Origin of the sequence: Paenibacillus sp. FSL L8-0333 (assembly GCF_037965665.1) — a bacterium.
Classification (GTDB): Bacteria; Bacillota; Bacilli; order Paenibacillales; family Paenibacillaceae; genus Paenibacillus_AQ; species Paenibacillus_AQ odorifer.
The window spans coordinates 3,848,010-3,870,370 of sequence record NZ_CP150186.1; the positions used below are offsets into that span (position 1 = coordinate 3,848,010).

General features: G+C 45.5%; 18 protein-coding genes. 1 reads left to right on the plus strand and 17 read right to left on the minus strand.

Annotated features, from left to right (window positions below):
• Nucleotides 1-27 precede the first annotated feature (27 nt).
• The 15 genes from NYE72_RS17200 to mutS form a co-directional block, all read right to left on the minus strand.
• Nucleotides 28-231 (minus strand): DUF5316 domain-containing protein, encoded by a 204-nt coding sequence (locus tag NYE72_RS17200; RefSeq protein ID WP_036687728.1) that lies wholly within the window; start codon nucleotides 229-231, stop codon nucleotides 28-30.
• 425 nt (nucleotides 232-656) lie between these two features.
• Complete coding sequence (locus NYE72_RS17205) at nucleotides 657-1,346, minus strand: hypothetical protein (protein WP_339210062.1); 690 nt, start codon at nucleotides 1,344-1,346, stop codon at nucleotides 657-659.
• Between the two features lie 821 nt (nucleotides 1,347-2,167).
• Complete coding sequence (glnA, locus tag NYE72_RS17210; RefSeq protein ID WP_036687730.1) at nucleotides 2,168-3,496, minus strand: type I glutamate--ammonia ligase; 1,329 nt, start codon at nucleotides 3,494-3,496, stop codon at nucleotides 2,168-2,170.
• 33 nt (nucleotides 3,497-3,529) lie between these two features.
• Nucleotides 3,530-3,940, minus strand: a complete 411-nt coding sequence (locus NYE72_RS17215) for a MerR family transcriptional regulator (protein ID WP_019910684.1) — start codon at nucleotides 3,938-3,940, stop codon at nucleotides 3,530-3,532.
• A 62-nt stretch (nucleotides 3,941-4,002) separates the two neighbouring features.
• Nucleotides 4,003-5,277, minus strand: a complete 1,275-nt coding sequence (locus NYE72_RS17220; protein ID WP_036687732.1) for a methionine gamma-lyase family protein — start codon at nucleotides 5,275-5,277, stop codon at nucleotides 4,003-4,005.
• Between the two features lie 133 nt (nucleotides 5,278-5,410).
• Complete coding sequence (gene hflX, locus NYE72_RS17225) at nucleotides 5,411-6,700, minus strand: GTPase HflX (protein WP_036687733.1); 1,290 nt, start codon at nucleotides 6,698-6,700, stop codon at nucleotides 5,411-5,413.
• Nucleotides 6,701-6,954: 254 nt separating this feature from the next.
• Nucleotides 6,955-7,929, minus strand: coding sequence for an AAA family ATPase (locus tag NYE72_RS17230; RefSeq protein WP_076098759.1), 975 nt, complete (start codon nucleotides 7,927-7,929; stop codon nucleotides 6,955-6,957).
• 317 nt (nucleotides 7,930-8,246) lie between these two features.
• A complete protein-coding gene (locus tag NYE72_RS17235; RefSeq protein WP_036687738.1) occupies nucleotides 8,247-8,903 on the minus strand; it encodes a YdcF family protein in 657 nt (218 codons plus the stop codon).
• 2 nt (nucleotides 8,904-8,905) lie between these two features.
• Nucleotides 8,906-9,460 (minus strand): DUF402 domain-containing protein, encoded by a 555-nt coding sequence (locus tag NYE72_RS17240; protein ID WP_036687739.1) that lies wholly within the window; start codon nucleotides 9,458-9,460, stop codon nucleotides 8,906-8,908.
• 185 nt (nucleotides 9,461-9,645) lie between these two features.
• A complete protein-coding gene (locus NYE72_RS17245) occupies nucleotides 9,646-12,207 on the minus strand; it encodes a PBP1A family penicillin-binding protein (protein WP_036687740.1) in 2,562 nt (853 codons plus the stop codon).
• A 139-nt stretch (nucleotides 12,208-12,346) separates the two neighbouring features.
• A complete protein-coding gene (hfq, locus tag NYE72_RS17250; RefSeq protein ID WP_036687741.1) occupies nucleotides 12,347-12,586 on the minus strand; it encodes an RNA chaperone Hfq in 240 nt (79 codons plus the stop codon).
• 19 nt (nucleotides 12,587-12,605) lie between these two features.
• On the minus strand, nucleotides 12,606-13,586 hold the full coding sequence (miaA, locus tag NYE72_RS17255; protein ID WP_076144735.1) for a tRNA (adenosine(37)-N6)-dimethylallyltransferase MiaA: 981 nt from the start codon (nucleotides 13,584-13,586) through the stop codon (nucleotides 12,606-12,608).
• Nucleotides 13,576-14,355: a class I SAM-dependent methyltransferase gene (locus tag NYE72_RS17260; protein ID WP_036687743.1), complete on the minus strand. Its 780-nt coding sequence runs from the start codon at nucleotides 14,353-14,355 to the stop codon at nucleotides 13,576-13,578. Before NYE72_RS17260 ends, miaA begins: the two co-directional genes overlap by 11 nt.
• A gap of 44 nt (nucleotides 14,356-14,399) precedes the next feature.
• A complete protein-coding gene (gene mutL, locus NYE72_RS17265; RefSeq protein ID WP_038571591.1) occupies nucleotides 14,400-16,385 on the minus strand; it encodes a DNA mismatch repair endonuclease MutL in 1,986 nt (661 codons plus the stop codon).
• A 42-nt stretch (nucleotides 16,386-16,427) separates the two neighbouring features.
• Complete coding sequence (gene mutS / locus NYE72_RS17270) at nucleotides 16,428-19,157, minus strand: DNA mismatch repair protein MutS (RefSeq protein WP_038571593.1); 2,730 nt, start codon at nucleotides 19,155-19,157, stop codon at nucleotides 16,428-16,430.
• A 207-nt stretch (nucleotides 19,158-19,364) separates the two neighbouring features.
• Between mutS and NYE72_RS17275 the strand changes: the two genes are divergently transcribed.
• Nucleotides 19,365-20,162 (plus strand): GNAT family N-acetyltransferase, encoded by a 798-nt coding sequence (locus tag NYE72_RS17275; protein ID WP_038571594.1) that lies wholly within the window; start codon nucleotides 19,365-19,367, stop codon nucleotides 20,160-20,162.
• A gap of 16 nt (nucleotides 20,163-20,178) precedes the next feature.
• On the opposite strand, the gene NYE72_RS17280 is transcribed toward NYE72_RS17275, so the two are convergent.
• Entirely contained in the window at nucleotides 20,179-21,489 is a 1,311-nt protein-coding gene (locus tag NYE72_RS17280) for a hypothetical protein (protein WP_339210067.1), read from the minus strand.
• A gap of 150 nt (nucleotides 21,490-21,639) precedes the next feature.
• A complete protein-coding gene (locus NYE72_RS17285) occupies nucleotides 21,640-22,197 on the minus strand; it encodes an outer spore coat protein CotE (RefSeq protein WP_036687755.1) in 558 nt (185 codons plus the stop codon).
• Nucleotides 22,198-22,361 lie beyond the last annotated feature (164 nt).

A 22,361-nucleotide genomic window follows, 5' to 3' on the forward strand; every position in this document is an offset into this window, starting at 1 on the left:
TTCCTCCTCCTTATATTTTGCGTTCAATTACAACAAATAAAGAATCCCAGCTATAGCTAATGAAATAAGACCACCTAAAGCAGACCCATTCGCTACTTTGTTTTTAGCTTTACGGTCTTGCTTAGATTCCGAATAAAAGTTACCTCTTTGTTGTGTACCTGTCGTGAAGGCTCCAACACATATACCTGAAATTATAAAAAAGCCCAAGCCTATGTAAATAAAAATTTGCATGAACTTACTCCTTTGCAGGTAAGAATTAGTTATCTATATATAAGATATTTTAACATTAAATCCCTTTACTACACGCCATGACTTTCGGACCCATATGACGCTATTTGCTTATTTTCAGGCTTTGGAGCATGGTTTCGGACTCCAGTGACGTTATTCCTAAGAATGAGGCTCATATTGAGTGTTTTTAATGCCAATAGCGACTATGGGGTCCTTTAGTATCCAAAATGTGGGATAAAGCTTCATATAAGGTCTGCTGGGTCCTATACCGGGCTCATACGCGAAATTTGCAACCTCAGCAAATGGAAATTGGCGTTCAAATGAAGTAAGGTACCAAAAAGAAGAAGAAGTGTGCCAACAACCATTTTTTGATTATGGTTATGGCACACTTCTTCTACTCCATACACCCCCTTCGGTTCTGTTTACACTTAATTCATTTCAAGTTCAAGTGTTGCCAGTGAAACCATCACCCAAGGTGCAAACTTATTCGACGAATCACCCTTAGGATTGTGTATCCGAAAAAGAAAAGCTTCCCCCGCCTGATTTTTCCAGACCATATAATCTTCTATCCCCTTATCACTGGTAGCCTGCAGATATAATTCTGCAAAACCTAGAGGATGTTCAATTAGTTCCCCGCTATGGTCGTTTGCTTTACCAATTGCAGAAAGCTCGGTTTGTCCCTGTTGCTTCAAAGCTGTGAGATCGTAACCGGCAGGCAAGTGTTCAATTTCGGCATAATAGGTTGGATCCTCAGTTAATGATAAACGACCAGACTGTGAGTCTAGTGTGAAACCCTGAAAAACATACAGGGAATATCCATCACCTTGCCCAAGTGTACCTTCTTGCCCTGAGACCCCTCCCTCCTGTTCACCAAATGCTTTGGTCTTTGGTCGATCGGATGCTAGAGGATCAGTGGCCTCCGGACTGGCGGACTCCTGCGCCTCCATAGAAGGAGTAGCAGAAGGTTCGGGAGTGGTTGTAGCTTCGACAACTGGCGTAGGCGCTGCACTTGACGCTGTAGGCTCTGCCTCGTTTGTTGTTTTATTGTTACTACATGCACCGAGAATTGAGGCAAACAGAAGAATACTAGTAGCTGTAGTTAATAATATTTTTTTCATTACGCACCTCCTTATTACTATAATAGTTATTACCCACATGACTAACGTATCCTCTTATTCTTCAAATCTTTTCTTCATTTTTATTGCTACGGATTGAAAAATTTCATTCAATCGACTCACTCTTATTGACAGCTATGGAGTTGTGCTCGAAATTCAAATTGTTCCCGGACGATTCGGGCACCTGCTATCTTAATAGGCAGACGACACATCAATTAAGTAAAAGACAAATTCCACGAAACACTTTACTTATAACATTTTCAGAAAAAAATAAAATAGCGACTCACAGCAAACGCGGGGTGGTTCTGTAAATCGCCATCCTTAATGATCTGTAACTCAGATTTGTGTCAACACTCTTTGATAAATCCTTTAAAAGTCAAAGCAATGCGAGAATATAAGCAATGTCTGTCATGACTATGTACACTCGTCTGAAGAGTTATTTTTTTGATTTATAACTTCTTACTAATAAACTTATACCTTTAAAAATCAAAACCACTAATATCCCGAAAATTATCAAAGTTAATATTAAGTTTGACCAAACTATATCCAAATTCACTCCTCCGTCTCTGCATTTAATTCTTCTATATCCCATGATATCCCATTATTTATGATAAATGAACAGCTTCTTACACGTTAAAATTGTTAATCAACAATATGCCAATTTTGATATTCACCTGTAAAACATCCTCGAATAACCTTAACCTCAGCTATTTGTGGGCATTTCGCGGGCATTTTTCGTAGACATATCATTGATGGTTACAAAACCACTATTTTGCCCAAACAAAAAAACCCTCAACACCAAAGGTGTCAAGGGTTTAAAGGTTCTAGTACAAAGTCATGTATTGGTTTCTTTCCCACTCGTGAACCTGAGTACGATAGATATCCCATTCGATTTCTTTCAGCTCGTAGAAGTGAGCCAGCGCATGTTCGCCGAGAGCTTCGGTAATTACATGGCTGCGGATCATTTCGCTTAGCGCTTCTTTCAAATCGGATGGCAAGCTCGGGATGCCTTCTTCAATACGCTCTTCCTCAGACATCACATAGATGTTACGGTCAATTGGGGCTGGAAGATCAAGCTTACGCTTAATTCCGTCTAGCCCTGCTTTCAACATAACAGCAAGTGCGAGGTATGGGTTAGCTGCCGGGTCCGGATTACGAACTTCAACACGTGTGCTAAGCCCTCTCGAAGCCGGGATACGAATCATCGGGCTACGGTTACTTGCAGACCAAGCTACGTAACAAGGTGCTTCATAACCAGGAACAAGACGTTTGTAAGAGTTCACTGTTGGGTTAGTAATCGCTGCAAAAGCACGAGCGTGCTTCAAAATACCAGCCATATAGTAACGTGCAGTTTTGCTCAGACCTAGCTTGTCACTTTCATCGTAGAACATGTTTTCTTTGCCATTAAACAAGGATTGGTGAGCGTGCATACCCGATCCGTTAATACCAAACAAAGGTTTAGGCATAAAAGTTGCATGCAAGCCGTGTTGACGGGCAACCGTCTTCACAACGAGCTTAAAGGTTTGAATTTGGTCAGCAGAAGTGATCGCGTCAGCATATTTGAAATCAATTTCATGCTGGCCGGAAGCCACTTCATGGTGGGATGCTTCGATTTCAAAGCCCATTTCTTCAAGGGTCAATACGATTTCACGACGGCAGTTTTCTCCTAAGTCCGTAGGAGCTAAGTCGAAATAACCACCTTGGTCGTTCAATTCTGTAGTTGGGTTACCTCTTTCGTCTGTTTTGAACAAGAAGAATTCAGGTTCAGGTCCAACATTCATCGCTGTAAAGCCCATTTCTTCGGCTTCCTTCAGACAACGCTTCAGGATACCACGTGGGTCTCCAGCAAATGGAGTACCATCAGGCATATACACGTCACAAATCAGACGTGCAACCCGGCTATCAGTCACCCAAGGGAAGATTACCCAAGTATCAAGGTCTGGGAAGAGATACATATCGGATTCTTCAATCCGTACATAACCTTCAATGGAGGAACCATCAAACATCATTTTGTTGTCGAGTGCTTTTTCCAATTGGCTAACCGGAATCTCTACATTCTTGATAGTACCTAACAGATCTGTAAATTGCAGACGAATGAAACGAACATTCTCTTCCTTGGCAATGCGTAAAATATCCTCTTTAGAAAAGCTCACGTGATCCTCTCCCTTTCAAAACTCTGTATATTATTATTTATTAAAAAACCGGGATAACTCACCTTGAATAAGCGATACCTGTCCCGGTCTTTTACCGGAAACTAGTTCTTGCTTCAGCAAACGGTGAAGCTGCGAATCTGATAGCTCTCTACGTCTAACCTCTGTGTCAGGGGTAATCACAGTAGCTTCTTCGGATTCCTTAGAGACTGGGTTCATTACTTGCTTGATGCCAGCAATGTTAACACCCTTTTCAATCAAGGCCTTAATTTCTAATAGGCGCTCAACATCATTAAAAGAGAACAAACGTTGATTCCCAGATGTACGTGCAGGTACGATTAGACTGTGCTGTTCATAATAACGAATTTGTCTTGCAGATAAATCAGTTAACTTCATTACAATTCCAATAGGAAATAATGCCATATTTCTGCGGATTTCATCACCCATGACTCATCCAACCTTCCAATGATCTTTTTCTGATCTCATTGTACATTTCCTAATACAGCGTGTCAATGGTGTGTAAGATTTTCTGACAGTAATTTTCGATCACGCATACTTTGGAGTGCCATCAAAACGCCATATTTGACATGGGAGTAGGTTAATCCCCCTTGCATATAGCCGATATAAGGCGCACGGATAGGCGCATCTGCCGATAACTCTAAGCTACCACCTTGTATAAACGTACCTGCCGCCATGATGACAGGATGTTCATATCCCGGCATATCCCATGGTTCTGGAACTACATGGCTGTCTACCGCCGCAGCACGTTGAATTCCCTGCACGAAGGCAATTAAGTGATCCGGTCCATCAAAGGAAACCGCCTGAATCAAATCTGTACGAGGTTCATTCCACGCTGGTTTCGTCTCAAACCCGCAGCGCTGAAATACAGCTGCCGCAAAAATACTGCCTTTAAGGGCTTGTCCAACTGTATGCGGAGCCATGAACAGTCCTTGGTATAACCCGCGGGTAGTTCCTAACATTGCACCTACTTCGCCGCCGATACCAGGAGCTGTAAGACGGTACGCTGTAAGCTCTACTAGATCTCTGCGCCCACAGATGTATCCACCCGTCTCAGCAATTCCACCACCAGGATTTTTAATTAATGAACCCGCTACTAGATCCACTCCAACCTGTGGAGGCTCAAGCTCTTCAGTAAACTCACCATAGCAATTATCAACGAACACAATAACATCCGGTTTCAATGACTTCACTCTCGCTGTCATGTCACCTATTTCGGCTACTGTGAAGGAAGCACGCCAATCATAACCACGCGATCTTTGAATTCCAATTACTTTAGTCTTCTCATTGATAGAGAGAGTTACCTCTTCCCAATCAATCTTACCCTCTGCGGTAAGGGCAACCTCCCGATATGTAATTCCGAAGTCTGCGAGTGAGCCTGTCCCATCTCCTGCTTGGCCAATCACCTTGTGTAAGGTATCGTACGGACGACCTGTGATGTATAAAAGCTCGTCTCCTGGTCGCAGCACACCAAAGAGGGCTGTTGAAATGGTATGTGTTCCTGAAGCAAAATGCGGACGCACCAAAGCTGATTCCGCACCAAAAACGTCAGCATAGACAAGATCCAGCACTTCGCGTCCACGGTCGTTGTAAGCATACCCCGTTGAACCCGCAAAATGATAATCACTGACCTGATGACGTTGAAACGCTTCTATAACCTTCCATTGATTCTTATCGACAATTCGATCAAGAGCTTTGACTGCACCTTCGATTTCAACTTCTGCGGACTCTGCCGCTCCTAAAATATCTTCTGCAAAAACTGCCATTAGTTCTTATTCGCTCCTTACATTTACTTGCCATCATAATGACAGAAAGCGACAGTTGCCTGACGCTTTTTGTCATTAGCTATTATTTTATACCTATACAACAAGCATTTCCACTTTAGGGGAACAGAGAAGATTACGGCTGGTCCACAAAATCAGCAAGCATGTAACCCCATTTATCATAATCCTCTTTATTAAGACGGACGTTATAGATAACATCGTTCTCATCATAGGTGGTTTCCAGCACCTCACCTACTCTGTAAAGCAAGGAAGAAATATCGCCTCGGTCTCCAGGAATGCGAAAGTTCAGCGTATCTCCGGCCAACTCATCAGAGATAATTTCAATAATCCGGGTTAAATCCTCAGGGTTAAACGCACTGATCTTCAAAAACCCTGTGCCTGTTGGCAGCATTTCCAGTTGCTCAGGCTCACATAGATCGATTTTATTAAAAAGCACTATTTGCGGTTTGCTGGCTGCCCCTAAGTCCTGCAAAATAGTTTGCACAATCTCCATCTGCTCCTCACGCATTGGAGATGAGGCATCCACTACATGCAACACCAGATTGGCCTCATTGACTTCCTCCAGCGTTGCGCGGAAAGATGCCACAAGATCATGCGGAAGATTCTGAATGAAGCCTACAGTATCCGTAAGCACTACCTCTTTGCCACCCGTTAGCTGAAGCACACGTGAAGTAGGGTCAAGCGTAGCAAACAATTGATTTTCAATATAAACATCCGCATCCGTAAGCTGCTTAAGCAGCGTCGATTTACCAGCATTTGTGTAGCCGACTAGAGCAACCTGCACTGCCCCTGCCTTACGACGGCGTTCACGGTGCAATTCACGGGTTTTAACTACCTCATCCAACTGGCGTTTCAACTCCGTAATCCGATTGCGAATATGCCGGCGATCGGTCTCAAGCTTACTTTCACCTGGACCTCTGGTTCCTATCCCCCCGCCTAATCTGGATAAGTTTTTGCCTTGACCGGATAACCGCGGCAAAAGATAGGACAGCTGTGCCAGCTCTACTTGAATAATACCCTCTCTCGTTTTGGCCCGCCCAGCAAAAATATCCAAAATGAGTTGCGTCCGATCAATAATCTTCAGATCCAAAGACTCTTCAAGGTTCCGTACCTGCGCTCCAGATAATTCCTGATCAAAAATAGCCGTATTAGCTCCAAGACCATCAGCGGCCATGCGGAGCTCTTCTACCTTACCTTTCCCGATAAACCATTTTGAATCCGGTGTTTCCTTATTCTGACGCAACACATCCAGGACTTCAACACCTGCTGTTTCTGCTAACTGTACTAATTCCTGCAGAGAAAGCTCTGGGTCAATACCGGTACGTTTAATTTTATCTGTGACGAGAGTGACCAATATCGCCCGATCTTGAATATCCGTTTCTGTATCATGCGTAGTTATTGCCATTTATTCATGCTCCTTATGACGGTAATAGAATCTTTGTGTACCATTTAATCAGTTTTTCACTTCTTGCTGATGTTATACAGATGAAACTGTTCATTCACAGCACTTCAAAACATTTTATCATAAGTTTCATTGGTAATATAGGCTGATAATGGAACGGCTCCCCATGCTGTCAGCATTTTCATTATGATAATCTTCAATCTTTTATAAAAGATAAACCGACTAAGCACGTATAAACTTAGCCGGTGTCAATTTATTTATGAGATTATACTCTCCCCTTTTGAATAATCATCGACCGGAAGAACAAGGTCTCTCGGTAAGATCTCCATCAAAGATTGCTTGGATATTTTGACATGTCTGCTTATTAATCTAACCGCTTGATGGCGAATTGCCTGCTCGAGGATATTGCGTACATACCGCGCATTACTAAAATTTTCTTCAATAATTTTCTCATTAAGGATTAACTCTTTTAGTTTCCCATTTGTTTCTGGAGTAATTATATAGTCTCTTTCAGCTGCCATTTTATGTGCAATCAATATCAGTTCATCTGTTGTGTAGTCCTGAAAATCAAGTTGAATTGGAAATCGTGAGGGAAGTCCGGTATTAGCCTCCATGAACATCTCCATTTCATTTGGATAACCCGCTAAGATAATGATGAGATCATCATTCCTGTCCTCCATAACCTTTACAAGACAGTCGATTGCCTCTTTCCCAAAATCTTTATCTCCGCCTCTAGCCAAGCTATAAGCCTCGTCAATGAATAATACGCCACCCATAGCCTTCTTAACAAGGTCTCTGGTCTTTTGAGCTGTATGCCCTATGTATTCCCCCACTAAATCCGCTCTCTCTACTTCGATTAATTGACCTTTACTTAATATGCCCATATTCTTTAACAGCTTGGCAACGATTCTTGCTACAGTTGTTTTTCCAGTCCCGGGGTTGCCTTTAAACAGCATATGATAAACCTGATTAACTACATTTAACCCCAGTTCTTGTCTCATTTTTTCCACTTGGATAAGCGCATGAATTTCATATATAAGATCCTTCACCTTTTCAAGACCGATAAGCTCATGAAGCTCTTGCAGGATTTCTTTTGTAGATTCTAAATGATTATTTTGAGCCAGCGCGCTCTCCAATGTTTCATTCGTAATATTTGTTGGGTCTTGATTTTTGAAAGTTATATTCATTCTGGAATCATTAATGGTTATCTTTCTTAAATTTTCTTCACCCATTGTAATCACCTCGTTAGAGCATTATATGCAATAACTGAATGACATCATGCACTTGTTTTAAAGAATGGGGTTTCGACATTGGATTCCCTGCTATCTCTCGCATCTTCTACGATGGTACACGAGGATAGAATGACCGAAATACATAAAAGCCATAAGCAAACGCTTATTTTTTTATCATTTTACACTCCCATTATTTTTGATATACAAATAACAAATAGCCCCCAGTTAGAGTTTAATCCATTTGGGGGCTGGCTTTTCTAATCAAGTCTCTTCCGGAATAGGAGGCGTTATTAGAAGATTCTGATATTCGGGAACAATTACAGGAACAACTGCTGGATTTTCCATTTCGTATAGGCTAGAATTTCACGCGACTTATGCCTTGTCATCGACAGAACAGTGGATTCTGTAAGTCCCAGTTCAGGATTCACATAACCGAGCTCGTCCGCGATTTCGTGTGAACGCCATCCATGATATGTATGCGTAATAATAATTGCTGAAGACAATCCCTCACTTGTCATAATGGCTTTGCTATACAGAAGATTCTCGTAAGTGCTGGTAGCTTTATTTTCAACAGAAATGGCGCTATCCGGAACTCCATGAGCTACTAAATAATTGCGCATGCCTTGACCTTCGGTATATTTAAGATCAGGTTTATCCAAACCTCCAGAAACTATGAAATGCGAGAACATCCCCTCTTGATAAAGCTTAAGCCCGTAATCCAATCGTTCCTTCAATCCCGGGCTAGGTTCATCTCCCCACATCGACATGCCAAGAATGATCCCTGTATCGGCTTTGAGCATAGGATCTGTCGTTGCGGCTTTATTGATATTCCTCAATGCGTACGCACACCACAACAATCCAACTACAACAATAAGCATTAAAGCAATAAGCAACGTTCGTTTAGACCAAATCCGGCGTTTTTTGGGAACAATCCGAATCGGGGAAGAGTCTCTTCCATAAACGTACCATTCCATCTTTATTTCCTCCTGAATTCTCCATGATGAAATAATTCGGCACGATGTTTCAAAGAGAGAGAGAAATAAGGGAAAGCATGAGCATCGATGCCACGTAAAATAGTATGGGCAGTCTCCCAGGCTAGCTTATAATCGCTTTCTGAGATATCTTGCCTCTCCAGTGCTTCCTCCAGTTCATCCTCATCGAGCAAAAACACCTCGCCGTTCCAAAGTACTACCACGTCCAGATACAAATCGTCAAACCAAGGCACACCTTGGTCAGTGACGCCTTGCACCTTACAGGTGTCTATGTACCATTGAACAATATTTTGTTTTTCGTCGAACATAGCCGTCACAATATAGTGACTGTCTTTCGGAAAATATTGCAGCCAGGAATAACCTTTATCTGCAATACGATATGTATGTCGTCCATAGCTCTTCCACAGTGGTTCTTTCAGCCCGTAGATGGTATAAAGCGTAATATATCCGCTGAATTCCCGGCTCTCCACATAGCGGCAGGCAAAATGGCGACGCGTAATCCGGCGCCAGTTGGCCCGGTCTCCGAATTTACGTTTCATAGAAATTACCCTCTCCAGTATGGTCTATTCAGCTTAACACATTTAGAGGATACACTCAAAACATCCCGCAAAATACAAGAAATTTTCTTCTAAACCTAACAAAAACGGCAGCCTAGCTTCGCTTTTTAAATAAAGCGAAGCTGGGCTGCCATGGATAAAGCTTATTATTTGAAATTCAAACTCGTTTATTGAGCGGAAGAATCTCCGTTCACAAACCCCGCCTCTGGATCAGGGTTTGTGGACACATTCCCGCTCTCATCGCCGGAACCTTCTCCACCGATAGTGGGTTCTGGAGTTGGAGTCGGCACTGGTGTTGGCGGTGGCGGGGTGATTTCAGGGATCGTCCCTGTACCTCCGTCATTTCCGCCACCCTCGTTGCCGCCTCCGTTATTGCCACCATTTCCATTCTCTCCGTTGTTGCCACCTTCCTCTGGGGTCGGGGTCGGAAGATTAGGATCTATGGTTGGTTCAGGGGTTGGCATTTCATCCTGCACGGATACACTAACCACATTGGATGGTTCGCTCTCCACTTTCAGCGCAGGGTCATAAGAAGTTACATAATACTCGTAAACCAAACCAGGCAGTGCACTAAAATCCCCTGCGCTGGTAGTCACTGTATTTAACAGTGAGCCAAACTCAGCTTCCGATGTCTCTCTACGATAAATACGATACTCAACTCCGGAAATAGGAACTGCCTCCCAATTGAGATTTACAGTCATCGTAGAAGGATCATATGCTGCTGATAGTCCAGTAACGGTCTGAGCTGTTTCTGGTGTTTCTGTAGGCTCAGGGGCAATCTCGTTATCGATCTGCGGGAAGGATTTCTTAGGAACATCCTTCAGCGCTTCCTCCATGACCTTACCCCAGAAAGCAGCGGCAAGCGGACTGCTGTTCTTAAGCAGATGCTTTTTACTTGGCTTGTCATAACCCATCCAGACTGCTGCTGTCCATTCCGGCGTGTAGCCTACAAACCACACATCACGGTTCGAGCTGATTCCAGAATATCCACTTTGCGTCGTACCGGTCTTACCCGCCACAGGACGGTCAATCCTAGCTTTTCTACCCGTACCGCTCTCCACGACCTTCTGCATCATCTCAGTCATTTGATAAGCCGTTTCCTTACTCATCACACGCTCAGGCGTTGTATTCGCTTTGTAGACCGTCTCACCACTGCTGTCAGAGATGGATTTAATGGAATAAGCCTCTCTTAGTTCGCCGCCATTTGCAAAAGCGCTGTAGGCTTGCGCCATTTCCAGCGTATTGGTTCCTTTGCTCATGCCTCCAAGAGCCAGCGAGAGGTTCTTATCCTCGTCTTCCAATCCAATGCCTAGTTTCTTGGCAAATTTAAATCCGGTATTCACACCAATTTCATTGAGCAGCCAAACAGCAGGAATATTCTCTGATTTCTGAATGGCATCACTCATGTTGATGCTCTTAGAATATCCGTGCAGGTTGGTTGGACAATAGTTCGCGAAACATTGCTTCTCATTGCTTAGCGTTGAATTCATGGTGAATTTCCCAGATTCCAGCGCTGGAGCATAAGAGACAATTGGTTTGAAAGCAGAACCTGGAGAACGACGGCTGCCAGTTACACGACTGTAGCCTTTTTTCTCATAATTCCGTCCGCCAAGGAGTGCGACAATGCTGCCATTCTCCTGATTCACAATCGTCATTGAGCCTTGTACCAGCTCTTCATCTACACTCTTTTCAAAATTATCACTATCTGCAAAAGCATCTTCAACCGTTTCTTGAGCATGCTTATCCATGGTAGTGTAAATTTTGTATCCGCCGATATTCAGATCATCTTCTGACAATCCAAATTTTTCTTCCGCCTCATCTACTGCAAAATCAATAAATGCTTGATAACGCTGTTTCTTTTCTGGCGGCTTATAGTTATAATCTACGGCTTTTGCTTCGTCTCTTTCCTGCTCCGTTATGTACCCTTGCTCATACATAAGCTGAAGCACTACTGCGCGCCGTTCCTTCGAAAGATCTGGGTTACGCAGCGGGTTGTAACGAGACGGGCCTTTTGGCATTGCCGCCAATGTCGCGATTTCCCAGACCTTAAGCTGACTCAAATCACTTTTACCAAAATATCTTACTGATGCTGCTTTAATTCCGTAAATTGTACCCCCGAAGTTAATCCGGTTCAGATACATCGTAATGATCTCTTCTTTAGATTTCTGATTCTCAAGGGCTACGGCAATAGACACTTCAGTTGCTTTACGGAAAAACGTCTTGTCCCGTGTCAGGAAGATGTTTTTGGCGAGCTGTTGAGTAATGGTACTACCGCCCTCTACCATACTTCGTGCGGCGATATCCTTTACTGCTGCCCGGCCAATCGACCATAAATCCACACCAGAATGTTCGAAGAAACGTTTATCCTCTGTGGCTACAAAAGCATTAACCAATAACGGTGGAATTTCTTCATACTCTACTGGATCACTTTTCTCCAGTGATAATTCGCCGATTAAATTAGCATTGCGGTCATATACCTTAGTAGTTTCATTCACTGTTAGCTTATCTTGGTTCTCAAGCAGAAGCTTTTGACCATTTAGCATAATGAACAGATATCCACCTAATGCACAAAAAATGGCTAATGCCGTAGCGAAGAACAAGCTCCACAGCACACGCTTCTTAGTCAAAAATTTCTTTTTCTTTTTTGGTTTTGATTTTGGTTTTGATTTGGAACTGGACGATCCTCTATCTCTATTGTGATTCGTCCTGGATGTATCGTCTCTAGACATAATGCCTCCTGACTCCCTTTCGGAAATAAACATAAATGGTCTGCCATGAATGAAAAGAACAACCTTCACAGGTTGCTCTCTCACACTCTATTCAAACGATTTATAAACAAGAAAGGTTTCAATTCATTTTTGATAAATATTATTCTTCACTACTGCTGTCTTGCATCAGTGATACACTACGCTGTGGTGTGAACGTGGAAATTGCGTGTTTATACACCATTTGCTGGCGTCCATCACTGTCAATGACGATTGTAAAATTGTCGAATGCTTTAATTATTCCCCGGATTTGAAAACCGTTGGTCAGATATACCGTAGCAGGGATATTTTCTTTGCGTAGTTGGTTCAAGAATGTATCTTGGATGTTAATGGACTTGTTCATATGACGTACCCCCAATGGTTCAATTAGATTGTTCAGAAGTATATTCAAGACCTGAGAGAAACTTTCCTGCTATTATACCACGTATTTTTGAGAAATTCTCAGAAAAGTTTTGTTCACCTTCGACATCGATCCACTCGATTTCCTTCATGTGGCGAAACCATGACAACTGTCTTTTGGCGAATCGGCGAGTATCGCGTTTAAGCAGTATCACAGCTTCTTCCAGCGTCAGTTCTCCCGCCAGGTAAGCGGCAATTTCCTTGTAACCCAATCCCTGCATGGACACAAGGCTTCTGCTGTAACCGTTATCCAGCAGTCCCTTCACCTCAGCAACGAGACCATCCGCCAGCATGCTATCAATTCGGTCCTCAATACGTTTATATAGTATTTTCCGGTCCATTGTCAAACCTATGAGACATAAGTCATAGGGTGATTCCTTCTTTTGAGCAGCATGAGAAGCGGAAAGTGTAGTGTTTGTCTGGTGTTGAATTTCCAGTGCACGGATAATTCTGCGACGGTCGTTAGGATGAAGTTTGGCTGCGCTGACTGGATCAACCGCCTCGAGTCTGGCATGCAGTGCAAGCGCTCCATATTCTTCCGCAAATTGATCCTGCTCTTTACGGAAGGCTTCATCAGCCACTGCTTCCGAGAACTGAAAGCCGTAACATAAAGACTCAATATACAGTCCAGTCCCCCCTACGATAAAGGGAAGCTTCCCTCTAGCGCTTATCTCCTCGATAAGTCTAGTGCCCTGCTCTTGAAATTCAGCGGCAGAATACGCATCCTGCGGATCATGAATATCGATCAGGTGATGGGGAATTCCCTTCATTTCAGCGGTTGTAATCTTAGCTGTACCAATATCCATACCACAATAAACCTGCATCGAATCGCCGGAAATAATCTCAGCGTTATAAGCTGCTGCCAGCTCCAGACTTAACCGGGTTTTGCCTACGGCAGTTGGTCCTAACAGCACTAGAACCTTATGCCTTTCTTTAGTTGTCAATGTGTATCACCCCGTACGATGTTTTGGAGTTGCTTCGGAGCAGCTCAGTAAACCCTAGGCGTTCAAATTCGCCACTCAAAGCCTTTTCTTTTAAAAGAACAGTCTTACGGGCGACCCTAACCGCCTCTGCTACACTCTCTGTCGATAAGGCTGCACGGTTAGCGAATTGCCGCAGCGGGGAAATCGAGGCAGAACCCGTCAGAGGCACGCGAAACATAGGATCGAAGTAGACAATATCCACACTTCGATCTGGTTGAGACCGTAAATAATCCAAATGTTCACTATGCACGACATTAACTCTGCGTAAAGCCTCATTGACCTTTACTTGCCCAGAGGTGTAATGAGACATCCCTTCACTGAGCAGTGCGTACAGCGGTAATGAGCTCTCCAAAGCGGTAACCTCCGAGGACTCACCACCATGCACAGCAAACAGTAAGGAGTCGGCTCCTAATCCGGCTGTACAATCCAATACGCTATCTCCGGGAAGCATTCGAGCAGCAACAAGCATCGGCTCGATCTCACCCTTTAGGATTCGTTTAGCGCGAACGAAGCCCATGCTTGGATGAAACTCCATAGGCTCCATTCCTAAGCGGTGTAGTCGAACAGCGTCCTGAGATAGAATCAGAATATCCTCATCTCCGTAATGTTCAACCATCCTTGTAATTGAGAGTTTCTCACGTGAAGCATAACTACAACCCGTTCTCTCCGCAAGGCTTTGCGCGCGTTCTACTATTTCCATTATCGGGCTATACCCCGTAGTTATAATCATGGTGCCTCCAGTCTTGCTCTCAACAAATTTCAAAAAATGTATAATTACATAACCCGCTTGAACAATTTCTCTAAATCATAGGATGAAAAAGAGATCACAATCGGCCGTCCATGTGGGCAAGTATACGGTTGCTTGCACTCTGCAAGTCGGGATAACAGAGCTTCCACTTCCTGTTCTGTTAGTTTATGGTTGGCCTTAATCGAGGCTTTACATGAACACAGAATCGATGACTTTTCTCTTAGCTTCGCAAGATCAATCATACGCTCACTTAAGACCCACTCCGCCATTTCTTCAACGACCGCCTTCTCATCCCCTTCAGGAAACCAATAGGGCAAGGAACGAACGAGAAAGGTTTGTCCGCCAAAGTGCTCAAGGTATACCCCGGCCTGCTGAAACCAATGTAGACGTTCACTAAGCTGGCGACTTTCAGAAGGCGTGAACTCCAGCGTAATCGGCAGTAGCAGCTCCTGTGAGGCATCCTCCGGCCGACCAAATTTCTCATAGAAGTATTCGTAATTAATTCGTTCATGTGCCGCATGCTGATCGATTAAATAAAGCCCTCCATCATTCTGAGCAATAATATACGTCCCATGATGCTGACCTATATAATTAAGCTCAGGAAAGGCCGGAAGTCCAGGCTCTTCTTGTTGTGGTGGAGCCCATAGCTTCTCAACCGAAAGGAGCTGCTTCTGCGACATTGAGGTTTCTTGCGGGCGATAGCTATTGGAATAACTAGTATTCGCACTAGTTTGGCGCCCCTGCGAAGATGAAGACGGATAGCCTGACCCGTAAGCTGGAGCCACCTCGCGAGCCACCTGATGATCCGCCTGACCTTCCTTGCTAAAATCACGGGTATTACGGTCAAGGCTCGATGACTGTAGTCCACTTAAGAAGTTGGCAGATCCCGTGGGAGCTGTATCCTTCACATCACCAGTCGAAGATGACGGTGGAACGGCCCCTTTGGAAAAAGCAAATTGCTCCTGAATAAAGGAGTTGCTGCCCTTGGGTCCGATTGTTTCCTTGCTTGGACGTGGAATCAGACTTTGCCCCAGCAGTATTTTGCGGATCTCCTGCTCAACAAAGGTGTAAAGCTCATTCTCTTTACTAAATCGAACCTCCAGTTTTGCTGGATGTACATTGACATCTACCAAAGAGGGGTGCATATCCAGTTCAAGAACTAATAGCGGATAACGGTTAATCGGAAGCAAGGTATGATAAGCGCGCATGATTGCTGCGTTCAGACCATTACTGCGAATATAACGTCCACCGACAATAGTAGTGATTGCATTTCGATTGGAACGAGTCCATTCTGGACGACTAATATATCCGGAAATCCGGTAATCCAAGTCTTCTGCCGTAATCGGCAGCATTGCTTTGGCGGCATTGGTTCCGTAAACAGCTGCGATGACCTGCAGCAGATCACCATTTCCGAGCGTATGCAGCAGCTGATTGCCATTATGATGCAAGGTAAAAGAGATCCCCGGATGAGCGAGCGCCATGCGGTACATGGCATCTGAGATATGGCCCAGCTCCGTCTGAATACTCTTCATATATTTCAGCCTTGCCGGCGTATTAAAAAATAATTCACGAACGGCAAGATCACTTCCCCGGCCGGAAGGAGCGTCCTCATTTCGTATGAGATTGCCACCCTCAATGTCTACTAGGCGCCCTTTGCCGTCATCGGCAGTTGCAGTTAGAAGCGATACCTTGGATACCGCGGCAATACTGGGAAGTGCCTCTCCGCGGAAGCCTAAGCTTGTGATTTGAAATAGATCACGGCCATTCAGAATTTTACTTGTAGCATGCCGGTAAAAGGCGGTCTCACAATCTTCAGGATCAATCCCAGAGCCATTATCTTTAACGCGGATGCTCTGCAAGCCCCCCTCTTCTACCGATACCTCAATTCTTGTACTGCCAGCGTCAATCGCATTCTCGACAAGCTCCTTTACAACAGAAGCTGGCCGCTCTACTACTTCACCCGCAGCAATCTGGTTGGCAATATGCTCGTCCAATATATGAATTTTGGCCATTTCATTCACCTCTTATTTAGGCAATCAATTATTATAAAATCTTTATTGCAGATCCTTAACCTTCATCTTCAGCTCGTTCAACAGACTCATCGCCTGCAGCGGCGTCATATTCATAAGATCAGCGTCACGCACAGAAGAAATGAACTCTTTTAGCGCGGGATTCTCATGGATTTCAGTTACCGCTACTTGATGTGCACTACCTTTGCGGTTCTTGGGTGGTTCTTCCTCACCAAAGATAGACAACTGAACAACCTCATTTTCTACAGGTGCCTCAGTGATGACACTTACGGCTTGCGCCACGGAAGATGTGCTAGCAACTTCTCTTACAGCCGCCTGTCTTTCGAGGCTTCCCCCGTAATGAAGTTCAGTACCACCAGGATGGGCTGCCTGCTCAATGCTCTGTAAGAGACCATAAGCTCGGTCAATAATCCCTTCAGGAAGACCCGCAAGACGTGCACAATAGATCCCATAGCTGCTGTCAGCCGCTCCAGGAACTAGCTTGCGCAGGAAGTTTACTTTATCGCCGCTCTCTTGAACAGCCATAGAGTAATTCCGCAGTCCTTTAAGACTCCCTTCCAAATGAGCCAATTCATGAAAATGGGTCGAAACTAGAGCTTTGCAAGAAATAACATCATGTACATATTCAATAACCGCCTGAGCGATGGCCATACCTTCACTGGTCGAGGTACCTCTTCCCAGCTCATCAATAATAATCAAGCTGCGAGCTGTTGCTTTCTCTGTCATAACCTGGATGTCAGCCATTTCCACCATAAATGTACTTTGACCACCGATCAAATCATCAGCTGCTCCAATACGAGTAAAGATCCGGTCTATAAGCGGAACTTCAGCACTGTTTGCTGGAACAAAACATCCAATCTGAGCCATGATGCAGATCAGCGCCACCTGACGCATGTAGGTGCTTTTGCCCGCCATATTAGGACCTGTAATTAGAAGAATGTTACCTTCTTCCTTACTCAGCGTGCTTCCATTTGCAATAAACGCGGAATCTTTAAGCACCGCCTCCACAACAGGATGACGGCCCCCTTCAAGCCGAAGATCATAACCATCCGAAAGGACTGGCTTCACAAAACGATGTTCGGCACTAACTGCCGCCAAGCATTGATACACATCAATCTCGGCAACCTTTTCTGCAAGATTTTGCAGGCGGGGGATTTGCCCGCTGATGCGATTACGCAGCTCGGTAAAGAGGCTGTATTCCAAATCCGTCATTTTATCCTGAGCTTCAAGAATAAGTGCTTCCTTCTCTTTAAGCTCAGGTGTGACAAAACGCTCTGCGTTAGCAAGCGTCTGTTTGCGTTCATAACGTCCTTCCGGCAATGCAGCCAGATTGGATTTGGTGATCTCTATGAAATAACCGAAGATTTTGTTATAGCCGATCTTCAGTGACTTAATGCCAGTGGCCTGTCTTTCCTTAGCCTCCAGTTCAGCGATCCAACGTTTACCGTTACTGCTAGCTTCCCTAAGCTCGTCTAAACGTTCATGATAACCGGAACGGATAATTCCACCGTCGCGCACAGACACCGGGGCATCCTCGACGATTGCACGGTCAATGTCCTCTCGCAGCTCGGCGCATTCATCCATGCTTGCACCGATCTCTCGTAAAGTAGCTGAACCGGAGGTCATACATAATTCCTTCAATGCAGGAATTTGCGCCAGCGATAATTTCAGGGCATTCATATCACGGCCATTGGCGCTGCCAAAAGCAATACGACCCACCAACCGCTCCAAATCATAAATTTCTTTAAGCGCTAAACGCAGGTCCTCGCGAACGATAAACTGATTGTACAAATAATCGACAGCCTCTAGGCGCCGTTCGATCGGAGCTCGCTGCAATAGCGGCTTATCAATTCTACGGCGCAACAGACGGGCGCCCATCGACGTTTCCGTTCGATCCAGCAGCCAGAGCAAGGATCCTTTTTTGGAGCGTTCGCGAACCGTTTCGGTTAGTTCAAGGTTCCGGCGTGTAAATGGATCTAGAATCATATAATTGCCTGGTTCATAAGGAGAAATCTGACTAAGCTGCCCTAACGAACGCCGCTGGGTCTCATTCAGATAAGAGATCAGAAGCGCCAGACATTGTCCACGTTCCTTCTCTAGACGTACCCATGCCGCTTCACCGAACTGACGACGTGCCAGCTCCTCCTCGCGTTTCTCCCAAGGGGTGTAAACTACAGGTTTGGCTAACAGCGGCGTTTCGCTTCGCAGAATCTCCAACAGTGCAGCGTCTCCGATGATCTCAGCCGGTTCATAGATGCCAATCTCATCACGCAGCCATTCGGCTCCAGATAATACCGAAGTAACATATAGCTCACCAGTTGTTAAATCGCAGGCAGCTAATGCCATCATTCCGTCACTTTCGGTAACGCAAACGAGGTAGTTGTTGCTCTTGTCAGCAATGATTTTTCCATCCATCACGGTTCCTGGTGTCACGACGCGTACAATATCCCGCTTCACCATGCCTTTCGTGACTGAAGCATCCTCTAACTGCTCACAAATGGCGACTTTATATCCTTTTTCTATCAGGCGTTGAATATATCCCTCGGCGGCGTGGTAAGGCACTCCACACATAGGGATTTTCTCCTCGCCCCCGCCTTCGCGGCCTGTCAACGTAATCTCAAGCTCCTTGGAAGCCAAAATGGCATCTTCAAAGAACATTTCATAGAAATCGCCCAGTCTAAAAAATAGGAAGGCATCCTTAGCCCCTTCCTTTACCTTTAAATATTGCTCTATCATCGGCGTATATTGTGCCATGGTCAACCTCCATGCCTATTTAATGCTGTCCCCCATTATAACAGAAAATTGGTGGACAAAGTTACCCTGAAACCTCACATTAGTACAACGAAAGACTAGAATACTTATCAGACAAACACTTACAGGAGGTATATTCTTCTGCTTTTAAATATTGTAAAATATTAACACAGAGCATCAGCCCATATGAAAATCAAAGGAGAATACAATATGATACGAAAGCTAACGAAGGATGATCAAGAGCTGCTGATGGCATTGCTGCGGAAAGAGCCGGCGCTTAATTTATTTATCATTGGCGATGTGGAGAATTTTGGGTTTGAACAGGATTTCATGGATTTGTGGGGAGAGATTGATCCAGCTGACGGGCGGATAAAAGCCGTTCTGCTGCGCTTCTATAGAAGCTACCTTCCTTATGCAGATGGCCCTTTTGATGTCGAGGGGTTCGCTGAGATTATCCGAAAGGATAATGACATGCATATGATCTCCGGAGCCTCAGAGGTGGTGAAGGCTTTTGACGGGGAAATTAATTTCAAACAAGTAAAACAGCTGTATTTTGCTGAATTAAAAGATATGAACAATAAAATAAGTGAGTCCTTCTCTTCAGCTGAGCCTATCAAAAAAGCTACAGTTCAGGATGTAGAAGCGATTTGCGCACTCACCGATACCATTGAAGAATTTGAAAGCAGCCGGAATGGTTCAAGAACCAGCCTGCGTAAAACGCTGGAAAGCAACACCGGCCGCACGTATTATATGGAACGGGAAGATAAGGTCATTGTCACAGCTTCAACTTCAGCGGAAAATTCCATGTCAGCGATGATTGTCGGGGTTGCCACACATCAAGCATTCAGAGAGCAAGGCCTTGCTTCGCGCGTAATGGCACAGCTATGTGCAGACCTGCTTCATGAAGGAAAGTCATTATGCCTCTTTTATGACAACCCACATGCCGGAGTTATTTATAAACGACTTGGCTTTCAAGATATCGGTTCATGGACCATCGTTAACATGTAGACCAAATAGTAAAATATCACATTTTTACTTTGCTGCACCATAACTCACGTATATCACGCGACTCATCCCACGTCCGCTCAGCGGCAATATATTCGAATAAAGGCTCGATATAGGGGGCGGCAATCTCGTAGCCGCCTAGGGAACGCAGCTGCGCCAGCAATGGGGGGATTGCGGCGCGCAGCGGAGGTTTATCGCCGCTGTAGTAGGCGATATGCAGGTCTTCCCGGTCTAGCGGGCGTTGCGTCAGGTCCTCATAATGGCTCACGATCAGATGAGCCAGATAGACCGCGCCTTTAGCGATGACCGGGGATACCAGGAAGCTCGGCAAGGTCCGGTACTCGAAGCCGCCATGCGGCTGAGTCCGGAAATCGCCGAGCACGCCGTATCGGGGACGACGCGCCCCTGCGCGGACGTCTTCGAGTAGAAGCATGGGCAGCGCGAGATAGTTATCGAGCGCGCGCAGCAGCGGCGCCGTCAGCGTCACGCCGCTGAAGTGCAGATGGCCGCCGAGGGCCCAGCCCGTCAGCGGCATGCCTCCCGCCCGCCAGCGCAGCGAGCGGTCGGCGATGAGCCGGTCCGCCAGCGCCGCGGCGGACATCAGCTGCGCCAGCAGTGCGCGCGGTTCCCCGCGCGGCTGAGGGCGCAGCTCGGCGACCGGGAACGCGCCGCGCGTTCCCGGAGGTCCGGCGTCGCAGCCTGCGACGCCGTCCGTGGGCAGGTACCGCGACGCAGGCACGACGCGGCCGGTGGATTCCCGGAGGATGATGAACTCCGGGTCCATACCCATCAGCAAGCCGCTGCGGCCCGGCTGCTCCAGATCCAGCTTTCGTTCCAGCGCTAACGCTGCGGAACGATAAGGCTCGGGCAATCGTTGCCCGGAGGTCTTTACTAGTGGAGTGACTCCCTCCACCACATACCTCCGGTTCCCCATTGCCCTCAGCAGTACCTCACCGCTATCCAGCCCCAAGCTGTACAGCGTGCGGACAGCAATCCGCTGGAGCAATTTCATCACCCCGCGAAGCTCTCCCCGCACTCGGCCTCCCGTGGTATTGCTCTCGGCATTAGCAAAGCTCACAGCTTCGCTATAATTATCGGTGGCCGCACGCATTCCAAGACCCGCTCCAAGCAAAGAGATGTGGAGCACAGTCAAATGATAAACCAATATCTTATAACACTGCCTGTGCCCCTTCTCAGTAGCGTGTAAAGCATATGTATCGACAAAACGTTTTACAGATGGCGTCAGCGTTGCTTCAACTCCGCTTCTAAGCAATCTAGACTCTCTCTCTGCCACAGACAATTCTGAATACACCTTAAGACCTTCATTCATACTCTTTAGCGCCTCCATCCGAGCGTGAACCTTTTTTCATCCTAAAAATAAATAAAAAAAAGGAGGGCATTCGCCCTCTACGCCGCCGCACTCCCTACATATAATGGACCATAACCCATTGATACTCAGTTAACGGCGGCGTATCCTTCCTTACAGCTCATCATCCAGATTGTCAGGGTCCAGATCATCGTAATCGAAGCTATCACCTTCAAAATCATAATCCTTGTCTTCTGGATCATCACTTTGCTCAGTGACATACACACGGACTTTGGTCTCAGCCACCAACTCCACTTCGAATTCGCGCTCTACGCGAAGTGTCACACTGCCTCCGCCTGGCGATACGCCCGCTTCTACACAGTTGGGTTCCTGCGTTGCCTCCGCAGAGACCTCAACTGTTGAAGTGCGGTGTCTCGTGTCCAGGTAGGAAAGCGGGATGAGCTCCACATAAGAGACTGTTTCCTTTGCTACCTCGGTCTGCTTGTTCTTGTCGTACGAGTACCAGATGTTTACATCATAAGTACCAATTACTTCGATTCCGTTCCCGGCGGCAACCGCTTCGTATTGGTGGTTGATAATCCAAGCCCCCAAAATACTAGTCGGATGATGTGGCGGAGTCACGGTATGGGTTGCTGTAGAGAACTTACGACCTTTGCCGCAAATTGCCTTCGTAATGATCTCCCTTGTTTGACGTTTATGGCTTAATGACATCTTTGAACCTCCTCCATACAATCATTCACTATCAAGTGTATGCAGGTTCTAGGCATTTGTTGATTGTTAGACTATAAATAAATTTGAGTAAGCCCTCAAGAAGGCTTTTTCAGGAGACTCATAGTTCATTTTATTTCAAAATTTGTACATATATGAGTAGATTC